At 28.7% G+C, this 13,254-nt stretch carries 12 protein-coding genes; 11 read left to right on the top strand and 1 reads right to left on the bottom strand.

Annotated elements, in window-relative coordinates:
• From B2671_RS02215 to B2671_RS02175, 9 genes are all read left to right on the top strand, one after another.
• Positions 1-906, top strand: a 906-nt coding sequence (locus B2671_RS02215) for a histidinol-phosphate transaminase (protein ID WP_346868952.1), incomplete at its 5' end; no start/stop codon positions are given.
• Between the two features lie 30 nt (positions 907-936).
• Positions 937-1,575 (top strand): NAD(P)-dependent oxidoreductase, encoded by a 639-nt coding sequence (locus B2671_RS02210; protein WP_346868951.1) that lies wholly within the window; start codon positions 937-939, stop codon positions 1,573-1,575.
• A 32-nt stretch (positions 1,576-1,607) separates the two neighbouring features.
• Entirely contained in the window at positions 1,608-2,480 is an 873-nt protein-coding gene (gene hemC, locus B2671_RS02205; RefSeq protein WP_346868950.1) for a hydroxymethylbilane synthase, read from the top strand.
• 19 nt (positions 2,481-2,499) lie between these two features.
• Positions 2,500-3,954 (top strand): uroporphyrinogen-III C-methyltransferase, encoded by a 1,455-nt coding sequence (gene cobA, locus B2671_RS02200; protein ID WP_346868949.1) that lies wholly within the window; start codon positions 2,500-2,502, stop codon positions 3,952-3,954.
• Positions 3,955-4,014: 60 nt separating this feature from the next.
• A complete protein-coding gene (gene hemB / locus B2671_RS02195; protein ID WP_346868948.1) occupies positions 4,015-4,980 on the top strand; it encodes a porphobilinogen synthase in 966 nt (321 codons plus the stop codon).
• A gap of 197 nt (positions 4,981-5,177) precedes the next feature.
• Complete coding sequence (locus B2671_RS02190; protein ID WP_346868947.1) at positions 5,178-6,956, top strand: aminopeptidase P family protein; 1,779 nt, start codon at positions 5,178-5,180, stop codon at positions 6,954-6,956.
• A gap of 381 nt (positions 6,957-7,337) precedes the next feature.
• Positions 7,338-7,769: an NfeD family protein gene (locus B2671_RS02185; protein ID WP_035132265.1), complete on the top strand. Its 432-nt coding sequence runs from the start codon at positions 7,338-7,340 to the stop codon at positions 7,767-7,769.
• Positions 7,770-8,711, top strand: coding sequence for an SPFH domain-containing protein (locus B2671_RS02180; RefSeq protein ID WP_150845538.1), 942 nt, complete (start codon positions 7,770-7,772; stop codon positions 8,709-8,711). It begins immediately after the preceding gene.
• Between the two features lie 188 nt (positions 8,712-8,899).
• Positions 8,900-9,373, top strand: a complete 474-nt coding sequence (locus tag B2671_RS02175) for a hypothetical protein (protein ID WP_346868946.1) — start codon at positions 8,900-8,902, stop codon at positions 9,371-9,373.
• Positions 9,374-9,506: 133 nt separating this feature from the next.
• On the opposite strand, the gene asnB is transcribed toward B2671_RS02175, so the two are convergent.
• On the bottom strand, positions 9,507-11,372 hold the full coding sequence (gene asnB, locus B2671_RS02170) for an asparagine synthase (glutamine-hydrolyzing) (protein ID WP_346868945.1): 1,866 nt from the start codon (positions 11,370-11,372) through the stop codon (positions 9,507-9,509).
• Positions 11,373-11,680: 308 nt separating this feature from the next.
• On the opposite strand from asnB, the gene B2671_RS02165 reads away from it, so the two are divergent.
• The gene (locus B2671_RS02165; RefSeq protein ID WP_346868944.1) at positions 11,681-12,247 is read left to right on the top strand and encodes a hypothetical protein; all 567 of its coding nucleotides are present in this window, start codon (positions 11,681-11,683) and stop codon (positions 12,245-12,247) included.
• Between the two features lie 194 nt (positions 12,248-12,441).
• A complete protein-coding gene (locus B2671_RS02160; RefSeq protein ID WP_346868943.1) occupies positions 12,442-12,771 on the top strand; it encodes a HesB-like protein in 330 nt (109 codons plus the stop codon).
• Positions 12,772-13,254 lie beyond the last annotated feature (483 nt).

Below are 13,254 nucleotides of genomic sequence, written 5' to 3'. Positions count from 1 at the left end.
AGTAATGAGTATTTTAATGAAAATGCCTATGGTAAAGAGTATTTTAATAGCATAGGTATTGAAAATATTATAGTAGGAAATGGAGCAGCTGAAATTTTAGATTTAGTTATAAGCTACTTGAATTCTATAACCATAGTTGTTCCTTCCTTTGTAGAATATGAAGATTTTAGTAAAAAACATAAATTGAATATCAATTATTCTTTTTTAAATGGGTTTATGGAATATGATTATGAAGATATTTTTACACAGATACAAAATACTGAGGGGTTAATATTGGCTAACCCCAACAATCCAAATGGCTGTATTATTGATCATTGTAAATTTAAAAACATATTAGATTATTGTGAAGCTCATAATAAATTAGTGATTATTGATGAAGCGTTTATAGAATTTGTATTAGATAATAATAAGAGTATAATTAATTATATACATAATTATAATTGTATTGTAATTGTTAGAGCTATAACAAAATTTTTCTCCATGGCAGGAGTTCGTTTGGGCTATGCCATAAGTAGAAATAATAAATTACTAGATTTCATTATTTGTAATCAAAATCCTTGGACAGTGAATTGTTTTGCAGAAGTTGCTGCTAAGTATGCATTATTTGATGAAAAATTTATAGATGAAAGTAAAAATTGGCTGATATCTGAAAGAGCATTTATGAAAAAATCTTTGAATGATATAAAGATTATACAAAAGGTGTATGAAAGCAAGGCTAATTATTTTCTTTGTAAGATAAAAGGAATTACAAGCTCAGAACTTTTAAAACAGCTTATGGAAAAGGGGATTTTAATTAGAAATTGTAATAACTATACTGGTCTTAATGATAGTTTTGTAAGGGTAGCTATAAAAACTAGAGATATGAATGAAACTATTATAAAAGCTTTAAGTGAAATTAGTAGCTAAATAAATATTAAAATAAAGGATAGGATTCTCATGGATAGTTTTAATGATTCCGTATTTATTTCATTGAATGGTATGAATACTAAAGTTTTAATATTAGGAGGAGGGAAAAGTGCTTTAATAAAAACTAAAACTCTTTTAAATAGTAAGTTTGTGGTTCATTGCATCTCAGAACAGTTTACAAATGAATTTAAGTTATTAGATGGTGCTTATGGTAATTTGAAACTTCTAGATAAAACTTTTACTAATGAATTATTGGAGGATTATCATTTAATTATAATTTGTACAAATGATTCTAAATTCAACGAAAATATTAGGAATATATGCAACAGTAAAAATAAAATCTTTATTGATACTACCATTCCGGAGAATTCTAAAGCTGTTCTTTGTGCTACAGGAAGAAGTGAAAATATTGCTTTGGGGCTGAGAATTAAAGGAAAAAATCCTAAAGCATCAGTATTTTTATGCAATAAGGCAAAGGAGTATCTTCAGAACTTTGACAATTATATAGAATTTATAACTCATATTAGAAATAATGTAACAACTTTAAATAATAAAAGTGAAATTCTAAATTTTATATGTTCTGAAGATTTTCTTTTCTTCTTTAACCATGGATACCATATTGAGATTTTGCAATTATTTTATTCGGATTTAATAAATGAATGGGTATAGATTTAAATTATACAATGAATGGAGGAGTAGAATTGAATTTAAAATTAGCTACACGAAAAAGTAAGCTTGCTCAAGTTCAAACTGATTATGTAATGAATTTGGTTAGAGAGCTACATAATATAAAATGTGAAAAGGTTCTTACAGATACTTTAGGAGATAAAAGACTTGATGTAACACTAGATAAAATAGGTGGAAAGGGAGTCTTTATAAAAGAGTTAGAAAAATTAATAATTGATGGAAAAGCACATGGAGGAGTCCATAGTATGAAGGACGTACCCTATGAGCTACCAGATGGTTTCTCAATTGGTGCTACACCAATAAGGGAAGATGTAAGGGATGCCTTTGTTTCCATGAATGGTGTTTCATTTTTTCATTTACCTAAGGGGGCTAGAGTTGGTACTAGTAGTAAAAGAAGAAGTGAACAAATTCTTCTTTTAAGACCAGACATTGAAATAGTTCCTGTAAGAGGTAATGTTCAGACAAGAATTGATAAGATTGAAAATGAGAACTTAGACGGAATAGTATTAGCAGCTGCTGGATTAAAGAGATTAGGATTAGAAGGAATCATTACTAATTATTTTGAAACAGATGAAATAATTCCTGCTATTGCACAAGGAGCTTTAGGTATAGAGATTCATGAGAGTTGTGAATATGCAGATGAATTAAGGGCCCTAGATAATGAAGAAGTTAGAATTTGTGTAGAAGCTGAAAGAAGCTTTATGAGAGAGTTAAAGGGTGATTGTCATTCTACTATTGGTGCATATGCTTCTATAGAAGATGATGTAATGACTATTATGGGTATATATGAAGTCAATGGTAAATTAGTAAAAGACACTATTATAGGAAATAAAGAAGAATATTTAAACTTAGGAAAAAAATTATCTCAAGTTATCTTAAATAAGTAGATATTGAATAGGAGGATTTATGGGAAAGGTTTATTTAATTGGAGGTGGTCCAGGATCACCAGACTTAATAACATTAAAAGCTATAAAGGTTTTAAGAGAATGTACAGCTATACTTTATGACAGATTATCTGGTTCTGAAATATTGAAATATGTAAATACAGATGCAAAACTTTACTACTGTGGAAAAGAGCCAGGGTGTCACTATAAAACTCAGGAAGAGATTAATAATATCTTAATTAAATTAGCAAAAGAAGGACATATTGTTGGAAGAATTAAAGGTGGAGATCCATACATATTTGGTCGTGGTGGTGAAGAAGCTTTAGCTCTAATAGATGAAAATATTGACTTTGAAGTAGTGCCGGGTATAACTTCACCTATTGCAGCACTAAATTATGGTGGTATACCTGTAACTCATAGAAAAATTGCCCAAAGTTTTCATGTATTTACGGCTAAAAGTGCAGCTGGTTTAAATTTAGATTTTGAAACTATAGCTAAATTAAAGGGCACTTTAATTTTTATGATGGGTTATGAACAATTAGGAGGTATTTGCAATGGTCTTATTACTGCTGGATTAGGAGAAGAAACTCCAGTAGCTCTTGTAATGAGTGGAACTACTTCTAATCAAAAGAAAGCAGTAGGAACTTTAAAAGATATAACTGAAATAGCAAAGGAAAAGGGCATATCAAATCCGTCTATCATTGTAGTTGGAGAAGTAGTTAAATTTAATGATAAGTTGAATTGGTTTGAAAAGTTACCTCTATTTGGAAGAAATATTTGTATAACTAGGGGTAAGGCTCAAAGTAAGGAAATTAGTGATGAACTATCTAAATTAGGAGCTTCAGTTACAGAAATAAATTCTATAGCAATAGAACCTAAGCCTGAAAGTATTAAAGCTGTTGAAAGTAAATTAGAAGGATATAAGTATATATTATTAACTAGTATTAATGGAGTTGAAATGCTATTTAATGCATTACATCATAACAATATAGATATAAGGAAGATTAAAGGTGAGTTTGTTTCTATAGGGGATGCAACTACTAAAGCTTTAAAAGATAAAGGGATAATTCCAACTTTAACAGCAAAGGAATTTACTGGTGAAGGTTTATTTAAAGCAATAGAACTAAAGGTTTCCTCAGGAGATAAAATATTAATTCCTCGCTCTAAGAAGGGGAGAGACTATATTGTAAATGAACTTCGAAACATTGGAGCTGAGGTAGATGATATTCCAGTATATGATACAGTTATTGGTGAAAATCCTAATTTAATTTCCTTTGAAAACTGTGATACAGTAGTATTTACTAGTCCTAGCACCGTAGAAAATATGATTACTTTGGTTGGAATAGATAAAATAAAAGAAAAATCAATTATATCAATAGGGCCTATTACTTCAAAGGCATTAAACATTCATCAATTATCCTATACACAATGTGATAAAATTGGAACTCAAGGTATTATAGATACATTAATAAAATAAATTTTTTAAAGACTGAAAGGTAGGTGTATCATGGCCTTGCATTAATAGGCTATGTTTATTATGTTCAAAAGATATAGAAGATTAAGAGAAACTAGTGCAATAAGAGATATGGTACGTGAAACTATTTTAAATAGTAATGATTTTATATACCCAATTTTTGTGGTTGAGGGAGAAAATATTAAGGAAGAGATTCCATCTCTAGCAGGGAATTACCACTGGTCTTTAGATAGATTACATGAAGTTATAGATGAAGTTATTGCTGCAGGAGTAAAGGGTATAATCTTATTTGGACTTCCTAATGATAAAGATGAAATTGCATCTTCAGCTTTTTATGAAGAGGGTATAGTTCAAAGAGCAATAAGAAAAGTCAAGGAAATCTCTAAGGAATTATTTGTTATTACCGATGTATGCATGTGTCAATATACTACTCACGGTCATTGTGGAATTATTAAAAATGAGAGAGTAGATAATGATGAAACCTTAAAGTATTTAGCTAAGATTGCACTTTCTCATGCTAAAGCTGGAGCTGACATGATTGCACCTTCAGATATGATGGATGGTAGAGTTAAAGCCATAAGGGATATATTAGATGAAAATGGATTTGGACATATATCTATAATGAGTTATAGTGCAAAATATAGTTCTGCTATGTATGGTCCTTTTAGAGCAGCTGCAAATTCAACTCCTCAATTTGGAGATAGAAGTAGCTATCAAATGGATCCTGCCAATGGGAAGGAATCTATGAGAGAAATCGAAGCTGATATTGAAGAAGGAGCTGATATAGTCATGGTTAAACCAGCTATATTATATTTAGACATAATAAAAGAGGCCAGTATGACTTTTAATATGCCTATAGCTGCATACAATGTAAGTGGGGAATATGCTATGATAAAAAATGCAGGAGAAAATGGATTGATTGATGAAAAAAGAGCTGCTATTGAAATGTTAACTTCAATAAAAAGAGCTGGTGCTAAATTAATTATCACTTACTATGCATTAGAAGCAAGTAAATGGATTCAAGAATAAATAGATTTAACATAAAAACTCATTGTAATACTGCAATGGGTTTTTTATACGCCAATTTTTAAATATAATTTGAAATTTGGTATAATGAATAATATCAAAATATAATTCATATCTATAAATTATATCATTGAATGTATAATATTTTAGCTGTATAATAGGTTTAGATATTTATTAGTGGAAAATAGGGGTGAATATGAATGAATGTTAAAGAAAAAATTGAAGGACTAAGAAGGGCTATGAAGGAAAATCAATTATCAGCTTACATTATTCCTAGTTTTGATTCTCATCAAAGTGAATATGTAGCTGAATACTTCAAAGCTAGAGCATGGATTTCTGGTTTTACAGGTTCAGCAGGTACTGTAGTAGTAACTCTTAATAGAGCAATATTATGGGCAGATGGTCGTTATTATATTCAAGCTGAGAAACAGCTATCTGATACAGGAATAGAACTTTTTAAAATGGGACAACCTAAGGTTCCTACATTCACAGAATTTCTTAAAGAAGAGCTTAATCCAGGAGATATAGTTGGGTTTGATGGTTCTGTAATGCCTATTGGAATATACAAAACTATGACAGAAACATTTAAAAGTAGAAATATAAAAATAGATCCAGAAAAGGATTTAATATCTCCAATTTGGAGTGATAGGCCAGCTATGCCTAGTACAAAGGTTTTTCTTCATGGTGTTAAATTTGCAGGTAAAGCAGCATCGGAAAAGCTTTCTATTATTCGTGAAAAGATGAAGGAAATAGGGGCTGAATATTACGTATTAAGTTCCTTAGATGATATTGCTTGGACATTAAATATTAGGGGAAATGATGTAGAAAGCAGTCCTGTAACAATATCTTATTTATTAATTAGCATGGATTCTGTTAAGTTTTTCATAGATAATAATAAATTAACTGATGAAGTTATATCCAATCTAAAGGCTTCTTCTGTAGAAATATTAGGATATAATGAGATATTCAATAGCTTAAAAGAACTTAAAGATAGTTATATATTATTTGATCCAAATAAAACTAATGTGAAAATTCTTACCTCATTAAATGAATCTATTTCTAAAATCGAAAAAAGAAATATAACTACAGATTTAAAAGCTATAAAGAATGAAGTTGAAAGAAGTAACTTTAGAAACTGTACTATAAAAGATGGAGTTGCTATGGTTAAGTTTATAAAGTACTTAAAAGAAAATGTAGATAAAGAAGAAATATCTGAGATGTCAGCCACAGATACATTAATTAAATTAAGAAATGAACAAGAGTATTTTGTTGAACCAAGTTTTTCAACTATAGCTGCCTATAAAGAACATGCTGCTATGATGCACTATTCTGCTACTTCAGAAAGTAATTATACTTTAAAACCAGAAGGGTTATTCTTAGTAGATTCAGGTGGGCAATATTATGATGGAACTACAGATATAACAAGAACTATAGTTCTAGGTGAATTGACTGAAGAAGAAAGAAGAGACTTTACTCTTGTAGTTAAGAGTAATTTAGCTTTAACTATGGCTAAGTTCTTATATGGGGCTACTGGATCTAATTTAGATATTATTGCAAGAACACCACTTTGGGAAGCAGGAATTGATTATAAATGTGGAACTGGTCATGGAGTTGGATTCTTCCTTAATGTTCATGAAGGGCCACAAAACTTCTCACAAGTTCCTAATACAGTAGTCCTTGAAGAAGGAATGAATGTTACAAATGAACCTGGTGTATATAAAGAAGGTAAACACGGTATTAGAATAGAGAATTTGCTATTTGTTACTAAAGATAGTAAAACAGAATATGGGGGACAATTTATGAAGTTTGATGTAGCTACCTATTGTCCTATAGATTTAGATGGTATAAAAATAGATATGCTTACTGAAAAAGAAAAATTATTCTTAAATAATTATCATAAAGAAGTATATAAATTGTTATCAACTTATCTAAATACAGAAGAAAAAGAATTTTTAAAGAAAGAAACTAGAGAAATTTAAACTTATATTACAAATTATTGTTTCATAACTAAAACAAAAATCATCTCTACGTAATAGGGATGATTTTTATTATAGCATTTAGTATTATAGCATTTAGTATTATAACATTTTAACTATTCCAGATATTATAATTAGTAACATACCTATAAACAAATAACTAAACATATTAGAATCGCGGTTCATGGCAATACCTCCAAACTTACTGGTGTTTATATGTACACTTATAATATATACGCTATATAGGTGGAAAAAATACCTAATTAAATAATATAAAAAAATATAATATTTTACTATAATGTGGTATAATTATATTTAATACATACGTATATAATATTTTATATATGTTAATTAATATTATTTAAATTTGAGAGGTGATATTTAATGGATTTAAACTGGATTTGGTTTGGATTACTTATTTTTGTAATAGTTGTGGATATAACTACAAGTAGTTTTACCTTTTCATGGTTAGGATTAGGATTTATTCCTGCTTTTATTGCAGGATATTTTGTAGACTTTACTACACAAATATGGATTGCTTTGATACTAGGAACTATTGCAATTATATTTGGATTAAAGGTGTCTAAAAAATATATTAATGTAAATCTACCAACCGAAAAACCCTTGGTTGGTAAGTATGAAGATAGAGAGTTTGTATCTGAAGTTAAATTAGAAAGTAATAGGGAATGTAGAATAAAAGTTAACGAAGTTTACTGGACAGCAAGAAATATAGGTGAAGATATAAATATTGGGGATACTTTTAAAGTGTTAAAAATTGAAAACAATAAATTGATAATTAAAAAAGGAGTGATTTAAATGGAATTAGTAATTGGTGTTTTAGTCATACTATTTGTAGTTCTAATCATCATAATTTCAGCCGTTAAAGTAGTTAACACTGGTTATAACTATGTTATGGAAAGGTTTGGTCAATTTTATAAGGTCTTAGAACCTGGATGGCATTTAACAATACCTTTTGTGGACTTTATTAGGAAGAAGGTATCTGTTAAACAACAAATACTAGATATACCACCACAAAACGTAATAACTAAAGATAATGTTAATATTTCTGTAGATAACGTTATATTTTATCAAGTTCTAAGTGCAAAGGATGCGGTTTACAACATAGAAAACTATGTTCAAGGTATAATGTATTCCACTATAACTAATATGAGAAATATTTTAGGTGATATGACTCTAGATGAAGTATTAGCAGGAAGAGATCTTATAAACTCAAAATTATTACAAATCGTTGATAATATTACTGATGCTTATGGAATTAAGCTATTATCTGTAGAAATTAAAAATATTGTACCTCCATCAGAAATTCAACAAGCTATGGAAAAACAAATGAGAGCTGAAAGAGATAAGAGGGCCATGATTCTTCAAGCAGAAGGAGCAAGACAATCAGAAATTGAAAAAGCTGAAGGAGAAAAGAGAAGTAAAATACTTGCTGCTGAAGCTGAAAAAGAAGCTAATATAAGAAGAGCAGAAGGATTAAAAGAATCTCAATTACTAGAGGCAGAAGGTAAAGCAAAAGCTATTGAAAAAATTTCAGAAGCAGACGCTGAAGCAATAAGAAGAGTAAATGAAGCTATAATTCAATCAGGAACTAATGAAACTGTTATAGCTTTAAAACAAGTTGAAGCTCTTAAAGAAATGGCTAATAATCCTGCTAATAAGCTTATATTACCAAATGAAACCCTATCTTCCCTTGGAAGTATAGCAGCTATTGGTGAAATGTTAAAAAATAATAAATAGTAGTAAAACAAAGCATTAGGATACAACCTAATGCTTTGTTTTATATATAAATAATTACAATATCTATATTTAAATGTTGAAATTATTAAATAAATATTGTAAAAAATCCTATATTAGCATATACTCTTAATACAGTGAAATGAGAAAGTTTATATAAATATATAATTTAAAAGGTAGGTGAAAATTTTATGAATAATTTAAACATTGATTTAGACTTAATGTTAGAGCTTAGCTTATCAGAAACAAGAGGCGAAGGGGAATGTTATTTAAACTTAAATGATGGTGAATTTTCTTATATTCCTCAAAGTATTATAGAGGCATTAAAAGATGAATCTAAATTTGATAAACTTGAAAGTTGGGAAAAGGAATTAGCTACAGAAGCAGAAGATGTTACTATGAACTATAGTGATAATTATCTTTATATTCCACTAATAGATGAAAGTATATTAGTGAATTCCATGAAAAGCTACTTAGATACTTTAAATCCTAATGACAAAAATGAAATTTATAGTAAGGTTGATTGGTCGAATCCTCTATTAACTTTTAATAGAGTTTTAATTAATAAAGACAAATTAGATGAATTTTATACCTTTAGAGATGAATTTTTAATTAATTATTTAATAGATTGGTTAAGAGAAAACAATATAAGTGTAGTTAAATAGTTTTATAGCACAAATAAAAAATGTGGCATGCGCCACGTTCCTAACGGTAAAACCTATAAAACATAAAAATCTATACTTTCCTATACATTAAAAAAAGACGTAGAGTTCTTATGGGAATTCTACGTCTTTAATCTTAATCTAGAAAAGGAGTTTCTTTTTCTATATATACTTTATGCCAAATTAAGAATATAAGTATTGTCCAAATCTTTCTACTTAAGTCAAATGGACCTTTTCTATGATCTTCTACTAATTTAATAGCAGCAGCTTTATTTACAAATTCATCTGCGTTACTATTTTTTATTATGTCCATAGCCCATTGATAAAGCTCATCCTTAAGCCATAATCTTATTGGAACTGGGTATCCCAGTTTTTTTCTATCTAAAGCAGTTAAGAATGGTAATTCTGATTTAAAAGATTCTCTTAATAAGTATTTTGTTACATGACCATTAATTTTTTCATCAGCAGTGAGCTTTGAAGCAACTTTAAATACTTCTTTATCTAGGAATGGTACCCTAAGCTCTAAAGAGTGAGCCATAGTCATTCTATCAGCTTTAACAAGGATATCTCCTGTAAGCCATGTATTAAAATCTACAAATTGCATTTGAGTGATAGGGTCATATTGAGCAGCTCTATCATAGATATCATTCATAGCGCTCTTAATTGTATATTTTGACTCATACTTATTAAGTATTCCTTCCTTTTCATCATCTAAGAAGATTTTTGCATTACCTACATAACGCTCTCTCATAGGAGTACAGCCTCTGTCAATAAAGCTTTTTCCTCTTGTTCCTTCTGGTATATGAGATGCACCAGATTTTAAGGCTTTCTTTAAGAAACCAGGTACATGATTAAACATTTTTAACGAATTAGGTTCATGGTAAATAGTATATCCACCAAATACCTCATCAGCACCTTCTCCAGATAAAATAACTGTAACATGCTTAGCAGCTTCTTTTGCTATAAAATAAAGTGGTATAGCTGCAGGATCAGCTACTGGTTCATCCATATGCCAAATTATCTTAGGTAATTCATTAGCAAATTCTTCATAAGAAACTATTTTACTTATGTTTTCTAATCCTAGTTTATCAGCTGATTCTCTAGCTAAATCAATTTCACTATATCCGTTTCGATCAAAGCCTATAGTAAAGGTCTTTAAGTCCGGCATGTGTTTTTTTGCTAGAGCAGTTACAACAGTAGAATCAATTCCACCTGATAAGAAAGACGCAACAGGCACCTCAGATTGCATATGTAGTTCAACGGAATCTTCTATGGCCTTACGAATTTCTTCCATCTTTTCATCTTTTGGTCCTGGAGTAGGGTTAAACTTAATTGAATAATAGCAACTTATTTCATGAGCTTTACCTAATTCTTTCTTTATAATATGACCTGGTTTTAAAACCTTTATATCCTTTAGTAAAGTTTTAGGTTCTGGCACAAATTGAAATGTAAGATAGTCATGAAGAGCGCCGTTATCAATATCAACACAATCGCTATCAGGATTAGCATGAAAACTCTTAAGCTCAGAAGCCACATAAAGTCCAGTTTCATTTTCTATATAATAAAATGGTTTTATACCAAATGGATCTCTTCCACCTAAGAATACTTTTTTCTTTCTATCCCAAATAATAAATGAGAACATTCCTCTAAGCTTCTCAACAAACTTATCTCCTAAGTGAGTATATAACGTAGCTATTACTTCTACTTCTGAATTAGTAGTAAAGTTATAGCCTTCTTTTATTAATTCATCTCTTAAAGATATATAATTATATATTTCTCCATTAAAAACTATTTCTAATTCATCCTTATAAGAGTAGGGCTGAATTCCATTTGCCAAATCAAGAATACTTAGTCTTTTAAAACCTAAATAAACATTTTCATCCATATACTCTCCATCTTGAGTTGGTCCTCTATGTTTAATAACTTCTCTCATATCACGAAGAGTTTCTTTCTTTTCTTCTAGTATTTTAGAATTGCTAAAAAACGTTACAAATCCGCACATCGATAATCCTCCTTAGTGTTTATACACATAAAAATATTTTACAATATATATCTATCTTAATCAATATATTCATTATTATATAATTAGTAGTACCTAACTATTATTTCTATCACATAGTATACCATATTTCTACATGAAAAGTTATATAAGTTCGATAACTTTTCAACCAAGATAAGAACTTTAAAAATGATTGTAATAAAATGTAAAAATAATCAGATAATTATTTTATGGAAAAAAAAGGTAATTAAATATTGTAATAGAATAATAATAATAGAATCAATATGGTATTAATTAAGGGGAGAGAGATTATGAGTAATTGTTGCGGTAAAAATATCTGTTTTTATTATTATGGAGAGGATCATTTGGTAATTAATCTATATAAATACATAAAACAGCAAATAGAAAATAATAACTATGTTTATCTTTATGTAGATGAAGATATATATAAATTACTTACTAATAATTTAGATTCAAATGAAAGACTAATGATAGAAAATATTAAAATGAGTAGTATATTAATTTCATCCTATAATGAAAATATAAACTCTACGATGATATCAAAGTTTCTTAGAGATCTTAAAGGTAAAGCTTCAAATTCAGGATTTTGGGGAGGGGACTTTATAATAGATGGTGCAAAGATATTAAATAACACCTGTAATACAATATTTGAAGAATTTATTAAATCTTTATCTAATATATGTGAAGAAGAACATATAAATATACTAACATGCTATGACTTTTTAGATTATGTAAATAGAGGAAAAATTATTACTGAAGACATTATGAGAAGCTCATATAAATACCATGATTATAGGATGTTTGGAAATGAAATTTTACCAATAGAATCTTTTCAAGTAGAGAGTAATATAGTATAGAAAAATTTAGCTATTACATTATCTTATAGGTAATAAAGTTCTATAGAAAAGAGTGATAAATAAGTCTATTGACACACATAACGGCTATGATATTATATAATTATAAATGACATTGAAATTATTTATAATTAATGTCATAAAGATTTAATTATATTTAGATAATAGTTAGTATATATAGAAAAGAGGAATAAAATATGTCAATAGTAAATATAAGTGATAAAGCTACTACTGAATTTTTACAATTTTTAAAGGATAATGAAGTTACGACAGATACAGTAAGAATTCATTTTGCAGGTATGGGATGTGGTGGTGCTGTATTTAATTTAGTTTTAGATAAGGAAAAGGATAATGATAACATAGAAGTTGTAGAAGGGCTTACATTTTTAGTGGATAAGGGAGTTACTGAGCAATTTGGTGAATTAACAATTCTTTCTGCAGATGAAAATGGTAGAGGTGGGTTCTCTATAGAACCAGAAAAAAAACCAGAAGGTGGCGGTTGTGCTGGTTGCACAAGTTGCGGTTAAATTTAATAAATAATAATTATATTACTGAAAGTGCAGTGTTAAACTTGTTTAATATTGCACTTTTTTAGTATGTATATTTATTTCAAATAAAATCTATTAATAAATCCAATGATAAATACAATTGACATTCATAGTAATATTTATTAGTGTAATAAATATGTAGATTCATTGACACAATAGTAATGTATCTATAAAACTGAAAAGGAAAAGAGGTAAAAATTATGTCAACAGTTAAAATAAGTGATAAAGCTACCGTTGAATTCTTACAATTTTTAAAAGATAATGAAGTTACATCAGATACAGTAAGAATTCATTTTGCAGGTATGGGATGAGGCGGCCCAGCATTTAATCTAGTTTTAGATGAAAAAAAAGATACTGATAATACAGAAGTAGTAGAAGGACTTACATTCTTAGTAGATAAGTCTGTTAATGAACAATTTGGAGCACTTACTATTCTTTCAGGTGAAGAGAATGGTAGAGGTG

Source organism: Clostridium sp. UBA5119 (genome assembly GCF_002414285.1).
Lineage (GTDB): Bacteria > Bacillota > Clostridia > Clostridiales > Clostridiaceae > Clostridium_J > Clostridium_J sulfidigenes.
Note: the sequence above shows the minus strand (reverse complement) of the source record. Positions and strands in the feature narration are given on the sequence as shown.